Consider the following 14,387-nt stretch of genomic DNA (forward strand, 5'->3'; position numbering starts at 1 on the left):
CCCGGGGTGCGGGCGGGGCCTTCGGCTTCTCTCCGTGCGTCAGGCCCGGCCGCGCGAGCGGGCCGCACGCGCGATGGTGACGACCGCCTTCTCCAGGGCGTACTCCGGGTCGTCGCCGCCGCCCTTCACGCCCGCGTCCGCCTCGGCCACCGCGCGCAGGGCGACGGCCACGCCGTCCGGGGTCCAGCCGCGCATCTGCTGCCGGACCCGGTCGATCTTCCAGGGCGGCATGCCCAGTTCACGGGCCAGGTCCGCGGGTCTGCCGCCGCGCGCCGACGACAGCTTGCCGATCGCCCGCACGCCCTGGGCGAGCGCGCTGGTGATCAGCACCGGCGCCACCCCGGTCGACAGCGACCAGCGCAGCGCCTCCAAGGCCTCCGCCGCGCGTCCCTCGACCGCCCGGTCGGCGACGGTGAAGCTGGAGGCCTCGGCCCGCCCTGTGTAGTACCGGCCGACGACCGCCTCGTCGATGGTGCCCTCGACGTCCGCGACCAGCTGGGTCACCGCCGAGGCCAGCTCGCGCAGATCGCTGCCGATGGCGTCGACCAGCACCTGGCAGGCCTCCGGTGTGGCCGAGCGCCCTGTGGTGCGGAACTCTGCGCGCACGAAGGCCAGCCGGTCCGCCGGTTTCGTCATCTTCGGGCACGCGACCTCCCGCGCGCCCGCCTTGCGCGCCGCGTCGAGCAGCCCCTTGCCCTTGGCGCCGCCCGCGTGCAGCAGGACGAGGGTGATCTCCTCGGCCGGCGACCCGAGGTACGCCTTCACGTCCTTGACGGTGTCCGCCGACAGGTCCTGCGCGTCGCGTACGACCACGACCTTGCGCTCCGCGAAGAGCGACGGGCTGGTCAGCTCGGCGAGGGTGCCGGGCTGGAGCCGGTCCGGGGTCAGGTCGCGCACGTCCGTGTCGGCGTCGGCGGCCCGCGCGGCGGTCACCACCTCCCGCACGGCGCGGTCGAGCAGCAGGTCCTCCTGGCCCACGGCGAGCGTCACGGGGGCGAGGGGGTCGTCGGATCCGGTCTTCCTGGCCATCGTGACAAGCATCCCACGCGCCACTGACACCACCCCCCGGCCGGCCGGGGTGCCGCTACGGCTCCTCCCGCCAGCCCTCCCAGCCGGCGACGAACTCGTTCAGCTCGGCGGGGTCCAGCCGCGCCGGCTCGTCCCGCAGCAGGACGAGCCACTGCGCGTCCTCCGCGTCGTCCTCCCCCGCCAGGGCGTCCCGCACCAGCCGTGGCTCCTCGTCCACGCCGAACCGTTCCCCGAGGGCCTCGGCCACCTCTTCCGCGGCGTCACGGTCGGGCAGCACCAGCACATGTCGCACATCACTCACACGGGTCATTGTCCGGCACGGGGTCAGCGGCCGGCGCCCCGCGCCGTGGGCACCTCGTCCAGCGCGATGCCGAACCGCTCCCGGTAGAGCGCGAGCACCTCGTCGTCCGCGGCGATCTCACGCTCCTGACGCGTCCCGTCCGGCGCGGTGACCGTGAACCGGCGGCCGCTGAGGGTGATCCGTCCCCCGTCCTCGGTGATCCGCGAGCACACCGGCGACCGCGTGAAGTGGGAGGCCGGTGAGGTGCTGTGCCACCAGGCCCCGGCCATGAAGTCGCCGAGCGTCCTGGGCCGGACCTCCAGGCGGTACACCGGCCGCCCGTCGCGGCTCACGTCCAGGTCCGCGGCCTCCACGGTGCCGTGCCCGCCGCGCACCCCCGCCGCGTCCGGGCCCGCCTCGACGATCCGGAACGTGCCCCCGGGGTCCTTCTGCTCCCCGCGCTCCCCGAAGGCGAGGGGCAGATGGCAGTGGGCGCCGAAGCCGACGTCGGCCAGCCAGTCGCCGCCGTCCACCGTCCGTACCCGCAGCGCGAGATGGTCGTAGGGGATGCCCAGCCGGCCCCCGTCGCCGTACACCCGGGCGGCGAGCAGCGCGACGTCGTAGCCGAGGGCGGCGAGCAACGCCCCGAAGGCGCCGTTGAGTTCGTAGCAGAACCCGCCTCGCCGGGCCTCCACGACCTTGTCCAGCAGCCGCTTCTCCTCCAGCACGATCTCCTCGCCCAGATGGATGGACAGGTTCTCGAACGGCACCGTCAGCAGATGCCGCAGATGCAGCTCGCGCAGCGCGTCCACGGTGGGCCAGGCGGGCTGGTCGGCGCCCAGGCGGCGGAGGTAGGCGTCGACCGCCGCGCTGTTCATGCCGCCGCTCATGGCCTCAGTCATGCCCTCAGTCATGTCCTCAGTGTCGCGCCACCCGCAGCTCCCTGCCCCCGTTTCCGCCGGACGTCACCGCCAGCGCCCCGTCCCGGTCGGTCCGCAGCACCGTCGCGCCCGAGGCGCGCAGGGCGGCGACCGTGCCCGGCGCCGGATGCCCGTAGGTGTTGCCCTCCCCCGTGCTGATCAGCGCCAGCCGCGGGGCCGCCCGGCGCAGGAGGTCCGGATCCTGGTACGCCGAGCCGTGGTGGGCGACCTTGAGGACGTCCACGCCGGCCAGCCGGCTCGCCGCGGGCGACCTCGCCAGGGCCCGCTGGGCCGGGGGCTCCAGATCCCCCAGGAGCAGCAGGCGCAGGCCGCCCGTGCGGACCAGCATGGCGACGCTCGCGTCGTTCGGGCCCTCCGGCACCGGGTGGACGGTGGACGGCGGGCCCGGGGGCGGCCACACCACCTCCCAGGACAGACCCCCGGCGCGCCGCACCTCACCGGCGGCGGCGTGCGTCACCGGGACGCGCCGGGCGGCCGCGGTTCTCCGGACGAACGCCGCCTGGTCGGCGGGTTCTTCGAAGGCCGTCGTCCCGATGGCGCCCACCGCGCGTCCGCGCAGCACGCCGGGGAGCCCGGCCACGTGGTCGGCGTGGAAGTGGGTCAGCACGACGAGCGGGACCCTGGTGATCCCCAGGGAACGCAGGCAGTGGTCCACGAGCGCCGGGTCGGGTCCGGCGTCCACCACCACGCCCGACCCGCCGCCCGCGGCGAGCACCAGGGCGTCGCCCTGGCCGACGTCGCACATCACCAGCCGCCAGCCGGGCGGGGGCCAGCCCGTGATCACCCGGGTCAGCGGTGGCGGCTGCGCGACCAGGAGCACCAGCAGCAGCGCGCACGCCCCGCACCACCAGGGGTGTCCCAGCAGGCGCCGCCCCACCAGCAGCACGGTCACGGTGACGGCGGCGAGCGCGGCGGCCCCGGCCCAGCTGCCGGGCCAGTCCACTCCCGCGCCCGGCAGTGCCGCCCCGGTCCTGGCGACCTGGGCGATCCATTCCGCCGGCCAGCTCGCGCACCAGGCCAGCGCCTTCGCGGCCGGCATCGCCGCCGGCGCGGCAGCGAGGGCCAGGAAGCCCAGCACCGTGGCCGGGGCGAGCGCGAACTCGGCGAGCAGGTTGCACGGGACCGCCACCAGGCTCACCCGCGCCGCGAGTACCGCGACCACCGGTGCGCACAGCGCCTGCGCGGCACCCGCGGCGGCCAGCGCCTCGGCGAGGCGGGGCGGGACCCGGCGCGCGCGCAGTCCCGCGCTCCAGCGCGGCGCGAGGGTGAGCAGCGCGCCGGTGGCCAGCACGGAGAGCAGGAAGCCGTAACTGCGGGCCAGCCACGGGTCGTACAGCACCAGCAGCAGGACGGCCGTGGCGAGGGCCGGGATCAGGGACCTGCGGCGGCCGGTGGCGAGCGCGAGCAGCGCGACGGATCCGCAGGCGGCGGCCCGCAGCACGCTGGGGTCGGGACGGCACACGACGACGAAGGCGAGGGAGAGTCCCGCGCCCAGCAGCGCGGTGGCCCGCAGGGAGATGCCGAGGCGGGGTGCGATGCCGCGCCGTTCGGCCCGCTGTGCCAGGCCGGGAGGTCCGAGGAGCAGGGCGAGGAGGATGGTGAAGTTGGCCCCGGAGACGGCGAGCGTGTGGGTGAGGTCGGTCTCCCGGAACGCCTCGTCCAGTTCCGGGGTGATCCTGGCGGTGTCGCCGACGACCAGGCCGGGCAGCAGCGCCCGCGCGTCCTCCGGCAGGGGGTCGGTCGCCTCACGCAGCCCGGCCCGCAGCCGTCCGGCGAGGCGCTGCGGCGCCGACGGCCGGCCGACCGTCCGCGGGCCGTCGCGGCCCTTCACCCTGAGCACGGCGGCGAACCGGTCGCCGCCCGCCGCCGCGGGCGCGAGCCGTGCCTCCACACGGAGACGGGTGGAGGGCAGCAGGCCGAGCCAGGGGGAGACCTGCGGGCGGCCCGGGGCGGCCGGGCCGGTCCGGCGGGGGTCCACGATCAGCAGGACGGGCGCCCGGGTGGTCTCCGCAGCGCCGCCGGCCCGCTCCACCCGTCGTACATCGGCCTCGATCAGCACGGATACCGGCGCCATGTGGTTCCCGCTGACCCTGGGCCGGGTGAGGCGGGGGTCGGCGGTGATCTCGACCTCGGCGGTCACCGCCGCGTACTCCCGCGCCAGCGCGGGCACGGGGCCCCGCCGCAGGTCCGCGCCGTGCAGGCCCGCCGATCCGGCGGCCGCGGCGACGCAGAGCAGCACGGCGGCGCCGGCGTGGGCGGTGGCCCCGCCCCGCCGCGCCGGGCGGCCGCGGGCCGCGAGGAGGGCGCCGGCCGCGAGCAGGGCGGCGATCACCACGCCCGCCACGCAGCCGGGCGGGGCGTGCAGCGTCACCGCGGCCGTGGCCCAGGCGACCAGGGCGGGCGGCACCAGCCGGAGGTCCGCCGGTCCCTCCTGCCTCGGGTGGGCCACGCCGAGCCGGTTCCCCGAGGCGGCGTGGACGTGCTGCCGGGTGCCGGGCTCCGTGTCCGGGGCGGTGGTCATGGCCGTACGAGGTCGCGCAGGTCCGCGAAGCGGCGGTCGCCGATGCCGTTCACCTCACGCAGTTCGTCCACCGAGCGGAAACCGCCGTTGCGGGTCCGGTGGTCGAGGATGTGCTGGGCGAGGACGGGGCCGACTCCGGGCAGGGCGTCGAGCTGGTCGAGGGTGGCGGTGCTGAGGGAGACCGGCGCCGTGGGGCCGGCCCCCGCCGCCGTACCCGGACCGCCGCCGGGGGCCGGTGGGGGCGGTGCCGGGCCTCCGACGACCACCTGTTCGCCGTCGACGAGGAAGCGGGCGCGGTTGAGGCCGTCGGTGCTGGTGCCGGGGCGTGCTCCGCCCGCCGCCCGCAGCGCGTCCTCGACACGTGAACCGGAAGGCAGACGGTGGATGCCGGGGTCCCGCACCTTGCCGCTGACGTCGACCACGATCTCGGCGGCCGCCGCCGTCCCGCCGGCCGGCGCGGCGGAGCGGGCCTCCTTCCCGTCACCGGCCCGCTCCCCGTGCGGCGCCGCCGCCCGCACCACCTCCGGTGCCCGGACCGGCTCGGTGCGTCCGGCCCAGAAGTGCTGCACGGCGAATCCGACGGCCAGCACCAGCAGCGCCGACAGCGCGACCACGCTGCGCCGCTCCAGCCCGCACCGCGTCTGCACCCACACCGGCAGCCGGTCCCGCAGCGCCGGCCCCAGCCGCCTCCGTCCGGGGACTTCGCCGGGTCCTCCCAGATCCTCGCGAGCGGCACCGTCGTCCACGGCGTCGTCGCCCCCGCCGTGCCGCTCCGGTGGCCGGCCCCCGGCCGGCAGCCCGCGCCCGGCGGCCCACCGGTCCACCGCCACCCCACGTCCGGGACCGATCCCATCCCCCGGGCCGATCACATGATCCGGACCGGCCCCGGACCCCGGGCCCACCGACCGGCCCGCGGACGCCGGCCGACCCGTGACGCCGACGCGGTCCACGACCCTCGCGCCCCCGACCGCCACCGGCCGGTGCGCCGCCCGCCCGCCCGCCGACACGGACGCGTTGCCCGCCACCACCGGCCGCTCCCCCGACGCTCGCCCGCCCGCCGACGGGGACACGTGGTCCGCCGCCACCGGCCGCTCCCCCGTGCCCGGTGGGCCGGACCGCACCCGACGGTGTGTGCCGGTCCGCGCCCAGCTCGGGGGCAGCCTTCCGCTTCCGGCGCGGGCGGTGTCGTCCTGGTCGTCGAAGAGGGACTCCGCGCGGCGCCGGAGTTCGTCCGCCGCCGCTGTCCGGTCGCGGACCCGGGAGCCTGCCGGGCGGCGGTGGCGGGCGCGGCCGTCGGAGTCCGGGGCGCGGCCCGGACCGCTGGTCGCCGTCGCTGTGCGTGAGCGTGATCGAAGTGCCATGGCAGGAGCATCCGGCACGGCACCCCCACCGCGATGATCTTGCTCAGTTCCCGGGGATCACGCACAGGTTGTGGAAAACTCCGTCACCCTCGCGAGCGCAAACGGCACACCTCACCGGGCCGAGACCACGACCCCCAGCAACCCGGGTCCGGTGTGCGCCCCGATCACCGCCCCGACCTCGCTGACATGCAGGTCGGCCAGTCCCGGCAGCCGGGTCCGCAGCCGGTCCGCGAGCGCCGACGCGCGCTCCTGGGCGGCGAGATGGTGGACGGCGACGTCGACCTCCGCGCCGCCCGCCCGTTCGGCCGCGATCTCCTCCAGGCGGGCGATCGCCTTCGACGCCGTGCGCACCTTCTCCAGCGGTTCGATGCGTCCGCCCGCCAGCTGCAGCAGCGGCTTCACCGCGAGGGCCGAGCCCAGCAGGGCCTGTGCGGCACCGATGCGGCCGCCGCGGCGCAGATAGTCGAGGGTGTCCACGTAGAAGTAGGCGGAGGTGCCCGCCGCCCGCTTCTCGGCGGCGGTGACCGCCTCGTCCACCGTGCCGCCCGCCTCCGCGGTCTCCGCGGCCGCGAGCGCGCAGAACCCGAGCGCCATCGCGATCATGCCGGTGTCCACCACCCGCACCGGCACCGGCGCCCCGCGGGCGGCGACGACCGCGGCGTCGTAGGTGCCGGAGAGTTCGGCGGAGAGGTGCAGGGAGACGATGCCGGTGGCCCCGGAGTCGGCGACCCGGCGGTAGGTCTCGGCGAAGACCTCGGGGCCGGGCCGCGAGGTGGTCACCGGGCGCCGCTTCTGCAAAGCCTGGGCGAGGGAACGGGTGGAGATCTCGGTGCCCTCTTCGAGCGCGCGGTCGCCGAGGACCACGGTCAGGGGTACCGCCGTGATGCGGTGCCGCTCCATCGTCCGGGCCGGCAGGTAGGCCGTGGAATCGGTGACGATCGCGACATGGCGGGACATGTGCTGGAGGTTACCTGGCGTAGCGCCCGTGCGGCAGCCCGGCCCCGCGGGCCGGGTCCGGCCGTGGCCGGATCAGGGGGTGCTCAAGTGGTGCTCTCGGGGCGGGGCTTCTTCTGCCAGGGGTAGGTGGGACGCGGTGCGGGCGGGGTGATGGCGGCCGGCCCGGACTGCTGTTCCGGTTCCGCCGCCGGGGCGGGTTCCGCGGCGTCCGGCCAGGCCTGACCGGCCGTCGGGGCGTCGGCGGCGGGGGCCTCGGGCCAGCGCGGGGGCGCGGGGGCCGGTTCCGTGGTGGTCCAGTGGCGCAGCGCCCCGGCCTCCATGTCGATCTGGGCGCTCAGCGAGTCCAGGTCGTCGGAGGCGAAGCGGCGGGCGCGGTCGCGGGCCGCCCAGCGCAGGGCGTCCGCGGAGCTCGTGATGCGCTCGGTGCGCTCCCTCAGGTCGGCCAGCCGGGCGGCGACCGTGGCGCGGTCCGGTTCGGACTCCATGCGCCGGAGTTCGCCGTCCAGTTCGTGGCCGTGCGCGCTCAGGCGCTGGAAGAGGGCGAGGGACTCCTTGACGGACTGGTCCTCGGCGGCGGCGGCCTCCAGCGCGTCCTGGGTGGCCCGCATGGAGGTGCGCAGCTTGAGCCGGAGCTGGGCGATCTCGCCGGCCGGGCCGGGCTGCGCGAAGGCCTTGGCCCGCAGGGTGTGGTCCTCGACCGTGCGGCGGGCCTGGGTGATGTGGCGGTCCGCGCTGCGCTTGGCGGCGCCGACGACCTTCACCGTGGCGTAGGCGCCCAGCACGACGAAGAGCACGAAGAGCAGGGCGACCACTGCGAACACCGCTTCCACGAAGCTCCTCCTCCGGCCCCTCTTGGCTGATCCGGCGCGCCTCGCGCCGCTCTTCAACGGTAAACGCTGCGGGCAGGCCCGGAGTTCCATCGGAACCCCGAACCTGCCCGTAGGGGACCACCCGGAGCCGCCCGGTCCGGCCCGGACCCGCCGGGCCGGCCCCCCGGGGCTCACCTCATGATCACGCCGGAACGATGTTCACCAGCTTCGGCGCCCGGACGATCACCTTGCGGATGCCGGCGCCGTCCAGTGCCGCGACGACCCGCTCGTCGGCCAGCGCCGCCTTCTCCAGCTCGTCCTCGGCGATGCCCGGCGCCACCTCCAGCCGCGCCTTGACCTTGCCCTTGATCTGCACGACACAGGTCACGGTCTCGTCGACCACGTACGCCGGGTCGGCCACCGGGAAGTCCTGGTGCACCACGGAGTCCGTGTGTCCCAGCCTGCGCCACAGCTCCTCGGCGACGTGCGGGGCCAGCGGCGCGATCAGCAGCACCAGGGGCTCCGCCACGGAGCGCGGCAGCGCCCCTCCCCGCTTGGTCAGGTGGTTGTTCAGCTCGGTGACCTTGGCGATGGCGGTGTTGAAGCGCATGCCCTCCAGATCGCCGCGCACCCCGTCGATCGCCTTGTGCAGGGCGCGCAGGGTCTCCTCGTCGACGGCTCCGTCGTCGAGGACCGTCACCTCGCCGCTCGCCTCGTCGACGACGTTGCGCCACAGCCGCTGCAGCAGCCGGAACTGGCCGACCACCGCGCGGGTGTCCCACGGCCGGGAGACGTCCAGCGGGCCCATGGCCATCTCGTACAGGCGCAGCGTGTCGGCCCCGTACTCGGCGCAGATCTCGTCCGGGGTGACCGCGTTCTTCAGGGACTTGCCCATCTTGCCCAGCAGCCGGGAGACCCGCTCGCCCTGGTACCAGTAGCCGCCGTCGCGCTCCTCCACCTCGGCGGCCGGCACGGCGATGCCCCGGCTGTCGCGGTAGACGTAGGCCTGGATCATGCCCTGGTTGAACAGCTTGTGGAACGGCTCCGCCGACGAGACGTATCCCAGGTCGAACAGGACCTTGGACCAGAAGCGGGCGTACAGCAGGTGCAGCACGGCGTGCTCGGCGCCGCCGACGTACAGGTCGACGCCGCCGTGCGGCATGCCCTCGCGCGGGCCCATCCAGTACTGCTCGATGGCCGGGTCGACCAGCTTCTCGCTGTTGTGCGGGTCCAGGTAGCGCAGCTCGTACCAGCAGGAACCGGCCCAGTTGGGCATGGTGTTGGTCTCGCGGCGGTACTTGCGCGGACCGCGGCCGTCGCCCAGGTCCAGGGTGACGTGGACCCAGTCCTCGTTGCGGGACAGCGGCGTCTCGGGCTGGGTGTCGGCGTCGTCCGGGTCGAAGGTGCGCGGCGAGTAGTCCTCGACCTCGGGCAGCTCCAGCGGCAGCATCGACTCGGGCAGGGCGTGGGCGATGCCGTCCTCGTCGTAGACGATCGGGAAGGGCTCGCCCCAGTAACGCTGCCGGCTGAACAGCCAGTCGCGCAGGCGGAAGTTGACGGTGCCCGCGCCGTGGCCCTCGCGCTCCAGCCACGCGATGATGCGCGTCTTGGCCTCGGTGACGCCCAGGCCGTCCAGCGAGACCTCGTCGTTCGAGGAGTTGATGATCTTCGCGTCGTAGGAGCCGAACGCGTTCTCCCACGTGGCGGTGTCGGTGCCGCGGCCGTCGGTGGGCTCGACGATGCAGCGGATCGGCAGCTCGAAGGCGCGCGCGAACTCGAAGTCGCGCTGGTCGCCCGCCGGTACGGCCATGATCGCGCCGGTGCCGTAGCCCATCAGCACGTAGTCGGCGATGAAGACGGGCACCCGCTCGCCGTTGACCGGGTTGGTGGCGTACGCGCCGATGAAGACGCCGGTCTTGTCCTTGGCCTCGGCCTGCCGCTCCACGTCGGACTTGGAGGCGGCCTGCGCGCGGTACGCGGCGACGGCCTCGGCGGGCGTGGCGTGGCCGCCGGTCCACACCTGGTGGGTGCCCTCGGGCCACTCCCGCGGCGTGAACTTCTCGACCAGCGGGTGCTCGGGCGCCAGCACCATGTAGGTGGCGCCGAACAGGGTGTCGGGGCGGGTGGTGAAGACGGTGATGGCCTCGCCGTCGATCGGGAAGCCGACGCGGGCGCCCTCGGAGCGGCCGATCCAGTTGCGCTGCTGCAGCTTGATCGCCTCGGGCCAGTCCAGGGCGTCCAGGTCGTCCAGGAGACGGTCGGCGTAAGCCGTGATGCGCATGTTCCACTGGCGCAGCTTGGCCTTGAAGACGGGGAAGTTGCCGCGCTCGGAGCGGCCGTCGGCGGTGACCTCCTCGTTGGCCAGCACGGTGCCCAGGCCGGGGCACCAGTTGACCGGCGCGTCGGAGGCGTAGGCCAGCCGGAAGTCTCCCAGCACGTCGGCGCGCTCGGCCTCGGTCAGCTCGCTCCAGGAGCGGCCGCCGGGGACGGCGCGCTCACCGGACTCGAACCGCTCGACCAGCTCGGAGATCGGACGGGCCCGCTGCGCCTCGTCGTCGTACCAGGAGTTGAAGATCTGCAGAAAGATCCACTGGGTCCACTTGTAGTAGTCCGGGTCGATCGTGGCGAACGACCGGCGCTTGTCGTGGCCCAGGCCCAGCCGGCGCAGCTGGGACCTCATGTTCTCCATGTTGGACTCGGTGGACACGCGCGGGTGCGTGCCGGTCTGCACGGCGTACTGCTCGGCGGGCAGGCCGAAGGCGTCGAAGCCCAGGGTGTGCAGGACGTTGTGCCCGGTCATGCGCTGGAAGCGGGCGAAGACGTCGGTGGCGATGTAGCCCAGCGGGTGGCCGACGTGCAGGCCCGCGCCGGACGGGTAGGGGAACATGTCCATGATGAACTTCTTGGGCCTGGCGACCGTCTCCGGGTCGCCCGCCAGGTCGCCGCTCGGGTTGGGCGCGGCGTACGTGCCCTCGGCGTCCCAGAAGTCCTGCCAGCGTGCCTCGATCTCGGCCGCCAGGGCGGCCGTGTAGCGGTGCGGCGCGGCCTCCGCGGCTGCGGGGTTCGTCTCGCTCATGATCCTCAATGCTCCATCGATCGTCTCTGCCTGCTGCTGCGACATCCCGGAAATGAAAAATCCCCTCGCACAGGAGGGGACGCCGCGCCGATTCCGGCCTGCCGGTGACCGGCGGCCGGGACTGATCAGCGCGGCCCGCTAAGCAGAAGGCGTACGGCACGCATGGCGCCAGGGTACCGCAGCCGCCGATCCGGCCGCGACGCACTTCCCCGGCCCGTTGACTTCCGGTCAAATGTTACTTCGCGTAACAGCCGCTATGGGACATCACAACGGCCCCATTGTCTTTTGATAACAGCGCAATAACTCAAACCTCGTACCGATCGGTATGACCGGGCTTAGAGTTCGGCAGCGGGACCGCTTTACCGAACCTTCGGAGTTGCCCCCCATGAACCCTCGTCCAGACGGCAGCCCACCCCCCGCACGGGGCCGGTCGGCTGCGGCTCCGCTGTGCCCGCTCCGCGCCGCGACGCCGGGAGGCAGGTCGTGAGGCCGGACGACAGCACGGCGGACGACTGGCTCGTCGAGTTCCTCAGCTTCGGCGTGGGCGTCCTGTCGCTCGTCTGCCTCAGCTGCTCGGTGATCTGGGGTCTCGTGGCCCAGGACCGGATCCTGCTCGGCCCGCGCCAGCGCATCCTGGCGCAGGCGGTGCACCGGACGACCGCGGTCGCCTCGGTCGTGTTCCTGCTGGTGCACATCTTCATCAAGGTGCTGCAGGACCACACCTCCTGGATCGCCGCGGTGATCCCCTTCGGGCTGCTCCTGACCGACGACGAGGCCGTCACCGGCCGGTCGTTCCTCATCGGGCTCGGCACCCTGGCCGGCATGCTGATGATCTTCGTCGCCATCACCGGCGTGCTGCGCAACCGCTTCGCCTCCCCGGCGCCGGTCGCGGCCCGCTGGCGGGCAATGCACATGTTGGCCTACCCGGCCTGGTGCGCGGCGCTGGTGCACGGCCTCTACGCGGGTCGAGCGGCCAAGCCGATCTTCCTGATCCTCTACGGGCTGTCCCTGCTCGGCGTCATGGCGGCCCTGATGGTGCGCGCCTCCCCGCCCCGGGTCAAGCGGAGAATCGCCGACCGGATCACCGCGCTGCTCGGCACCGACCAGCAGCGGGAGCGCGAGGGGCGGCTGGAGGAGAGCAGGGCACGGGCGGCCGAGCAGCCCCTGCCGGGCTACGGCGGCCCGCGCGGCTCCGCGCCGCGGGGCGAGGGACGCCCGCGCGGCGAACGACCGCTGTACGAGACCGCCGAGCGCGCCCCCGCCCCGGAGCCCGCGGGCGGCTTCGCGGCCGCCTACCGCGCGGTGTCGACGCCCGGCCGCCCGGCGCCCGGGCAGACTCCGCTCACCGACGCGACCGCCCGGATGGAGCTGCCGCTCGACATGCAGCCCACGGAGGCCATCCCGCTCGTGGACGGCCCCTCCAGCACCTCCGGCAACTGGCCGGTCCCGTCCCCGCCGCCGGTCGGCGAGGCCCCGCCGTCGTCGTACGACCCGCTCCAGGACACCGGATACAACATCCCGGCCTATGACAATTCGGCCGCCGCCGGCTTCGGTTCACGTGATGTGTACGACACCGGTGAGTCGAACGGCGTCTACGGCACGTACAACCCGGGTGACACGTACAACAGCGGTCCCGCCAATGAACCACTCCCCGGTGCGCCCTCGTCGTCCTACGACTTCGACGCACCGGGTTCGGGCGAACCTTGGAACACGCCGTCCGGAGGCTATAAGTGAACGAGGCCCTGCCCGACGTACCCGAAGTCCGCGTGGTCGGCCTTCCCCAGCTCACGTCGGGCTTCGACCTTGTCGACCGGCTCGATCTGCCCATGCACCTCAAGGTGCACGGGCCGCTCGAGCCCCTGGGCGGTGAGCAGCTCGCGCAGCTCGCCGAACGCATCAACCTCAGGGGCCGCGGCGGCGCGGGGTTCCCCTTCCACAAGAAGCTGCGCTCGGTCGCCGAAGCGGCGATCAAGCGCGGCGTCCGGCCGGTCGTCGTCGTCAACGGCAGCGAGGACGAGCCGGCCTGCCGCAAGGACACGGTGCTGATCAACCGTGCCCCGCATCTCATCCTGGACGGCGCGCTGCTGTGCGCCGAGGCCATGGGTGCCCGCACGCTCGTGGTGGGGGTCACCCGTGAGTCCACCCAGCGCTCCATGGAGGCCGCGCTCGCCGAACGCGGCCTGAACAACGGGCGCCGCTCCGCGCTGCGCGCCCGGGTGCAGCGCAACCCGGTGCGCATGGTGACGGGGGCCGCGGCCTCCCTGATCCGGTCCATCGACGGCGGCCCGGCGATCCCGCCGGGCCGCAAGGTCAGCGCCTCGAAGAACGGCGTCGGCGGCGCGCCCACCCTGCTGTCCAACGCCGAGACGTTCGCCCAGCTCGCCATCGCCGCCCGCATCGGCCCGGAGCGCTACGGCAACACCGGCCTGTACGACGAGCCGGGCACCGTGATGCTCACCGTGTCCGGGGCGGTGGCCCGCCCGATGGTGATCGAGGTGCCGACGGGTGTGCCGCTGCGCTACGTCCTCCAGCTGGCCGGCGCCCCGCCGGTGCCCCAGGGGGTGCTGACGGGCGGCTACCACGGCAAGTGGATCGACGCGGCGACCGTCAACGAGGCGATCATCTCCCGCAACTCGCTGGACGCGGTGGGAGGTTCGCTGGGCGCCGGCGCGATCCTGCCGATCAGTCAGGACACCTGCCCGCTCGGCGAGTCGCTGCGGGTCGCCCAGTGGCTGGCGGAGGAGAGCGCCGGCCAGTGCGGCCCCTGCTACCTGGGTCTGCCGGCCGCCGCGCGCGGACTGGAGGACATCCTCAACGGCGGCGGTCCCGCCGCACTGGAGGCGGTCAAGCAGGTCGCCAGGAACGTGAAGCGGCGCGGCGCGTGTTCACACCCGGACGGCTCCGCGATGTTCCTGGAGTCGACCGTCAAGGCGTTCACCGACGACCTCGCCGCCCATGTCCTCGGCAACGGCTGCGGACGGCCCGTGGCGGGCGTCCTGCCGCTCTTCGAGGGAGGCAGGGCCCCAACGGGCATCCCGGGCGGCGGCGGCGAGGAGAACGGTCCCAGCCGGCAGAAGATCTACGTCGACTGGACGCTGTGCCGGGGCCACGGGCTGTGCGCGGACATCCTCCCGGAGGTCTTCCAGCTCGGCGCGGACGGCTTCCCGACGGTGGCTCAGGCCCAGGTGCCGCGCCTCGCCGAGGCGAAGGCGCTGCGGGCGGTGCGCCGCTGCCCGGCGCTGGCCCTGCGCATCGAGGACGAGTCGCCCCAGGCCAAGGCGCCGTCCCGCAACCTGCCGGTGCTCTCCCAGGGCCGCGGCAGGCGCGCACTGGGGCGCTGAGACGTCCGCCCCCGTGACCGGCGGGGGCGGACCCGGCCGGTCACCGCAGGGGCCCGGACACAACGGGAGAGG

The 14,387-nt window shown here is 74.5% G+C and carries 10 protein-coding genes; 2 read left to right on the forward strand and 8 right to left on the reverse strand.

The features are described from left to right. Positions 1-39: 39 nt before the first annotated feature. The 8 genes from holA to leuS all read right to left on the reverse strand — a co-directional run bounded on the left by holA (position 40) and on the right by leuS (position 10,974). Positions 40-1,029, reverse strand: a complete 990-nt coding sequence (holA, locus tag CNQ36_RS11690; RefSeq protein ID WP_186363194.1) for a DNA polymerase III subunit delta — start codon at positions 1,027-1,029, stop codon at positions 40-42. 55 nt (positions 1,030-1,084) lie between these two features. Beyond that, on the reverse strand, positions 1,085-1,330 hold the full coding sequence (locus CNQ36_RS11695; RefSeq protein WP_004931475.1) for a hypothetical protein: 246 nt from the start codon (positions 1,328-1,330) through the stop codon (positions 1,085-1,087). A 23-nt stretch (positions 1,331-1,353) separates the two neighbouring features. Then, complete coding sequence (locus CNQ36_RS11700; RefSeq protein ID WP_121548434.1) at positions 1,354-2,187, reverse strand: arylamine N-acetyltransferase family protein; 834 nt, start codon at positions 2,185-2,187, stop codon at positions 1,354-1,356. A gap of 40 nt (positions 2,188-2,227) precedes the next feature. Further along, a complete protein-coding gene (locus tag CNQ36_RS11705; protein ID WP_121545946.1) occupies positions 2,228-4,771 on the reverse strand; it encodes a ComEC/Rec2 family competence protein in 2,544 nt (847 codons plus the stop codon). Beyond that, positions 4,768-6,132 (reverse strand): ComEA family DNA-binding protein, encoded by a 1,365-nt coding sequence (locus tag CNQ36_RS35240; RefSeq protein ID WP_228312957.1) that lies wholly within the window; start codon positions 6,130-6,132, stop codon positions 4,768-4,770. The genes CNQ36_RS11705 and CNQ36_RS35240 overlap by 4 nt, the downstream gene beginning before the upstream one ends. Positions 6,133-6,243: 111 nt before the next feature. Then, the gene (locus CNQ36_RS11720) at positions 6,244-7,089 is read right to left on the reverse strand and encodes a DegV family protein (RefSeq protein ID WP_004931470.1); all 846 of its coding nucleotides are present in this window, start codon (positions 7,087-7,089) and stop codon (positions 6,244-6,246) included. 83 nt (positions 7,090-7,172) lie between these two features. Further along, entirely contained in the window at positions 7,173-7,919 is a 747-nt protein-coding gene (locus CNQ36_RS11725; protein WP_121545947.1) for a hypothetical protein, read from the reverse strand. A 181-nt stretch (positions 7,920-8,100) separates the two neighbouring features. Then, on the reverse strand, positions 8,101-10,974 hold the full coding sequence (leuS, locus tag CNQ36_RS11730) for a leucine--tRNA ligase (RefSeq protein ID WP_121545948.1): 2,874 nt from the start codon (positions 10,972-10,974) through the stop codon (positions 8,101-8,103). Between the two features lie 483 nt (positions 10,975-11,457). Here leuS and CNQ36_RS11735 point away from each other — a divergent pair, with 483 nt between their 5' ends. Together CNQ36_RS11735 and CNQ36_RS11740 are read left to right on the forward strand one after the other, a co-directional pair. Beyond that, positions 11,458-12,708 carry a ferric reductase-like transmembrane domain-containing protein gene (locus tag CNQ36_RS11735; RefSeq protein ID WP_121545949.1) on the forward strand — a complete coding sequence of 417 codons (1,251 nt, stop codon included), beginning with the start codon at positions 11,458-11,460 and terminating at the stop codon, positions 12,706-12,708. Beyond that, the gene (locus CNQ36_RS11740) at positions 12,705-14,315 is read left to right on the forward strand and encodes an NADH-quinone oxidoreductase subunit NuoF family protein (protein WP_121545950.1); all 1,611 of its coding nucleotides are present in this window, start codon (positions 12,705-12,707) and stop codon (positions 14,313-14,315) included. The genes CNQ36_RS11735 and CNQ36_RS11740 overlap by 4 nt, the downstream gene beginning before the upstream one ends. Positions 14,316-14,387: the final 72 nt, after the last annotated feature.

Origin of the sequence: Streptomyces fungicidicus (assembly GCF_003665435.1) — a bacterium.
GTDB lineage: Bacteria > Actinomycetota > Actinomycetes > Streptomycetales > Streptomycetaceae > Streptomyces > Streptomyces fungicidicus.

Excerpts from the sequence above, each read along its gene's own strand:
- holA (WP_186363194.1), bottom strand. The coding sequence starts at position 1,029 with ATGGCCAGGAAGACCGGATCCGACGACCCCCTCGCCCCCGTGACGCTC.
- CNQ36_RS11700 (WP_121548434.1), bottom strand. The coding sequence starts at position 2,187 with ATGAACAGCGCGGCGGTCGACGCCTACCTCCGCCGCCTGGGCGCCGAC.
- CNQ36_RS11705 (WP_121545946.1), bottom strand. The coding sequence starts at position 4,771 with ATGACCACCGCCCCGGACACGGAGCCCGGCACCCGGCAGCACGTCCAC.
- CNQ36_RS35240 (WP_228312957.1), bottom strand. The coding sequence starts at position 6,132 with ATGGCACTTCGATCACGCTCACGCACAGCGACGGCGACCAGCGGTCCG.
- CNQ36_RS11720 (WP_004931470.1), bottom strand. The coding sequence starts at position 7,089 with ATGTCCCGCCATGTCGCGATCGTCACCGATTCCACGGCCTACCTGCCG.
- leuS (WP_121545948.1), bottom strand. The coding sequence starts at position 10,974 with ATGAGCGAGACGAACCCCGCAGCCGCGGAGGCCGCGCCGCACCGCTAC.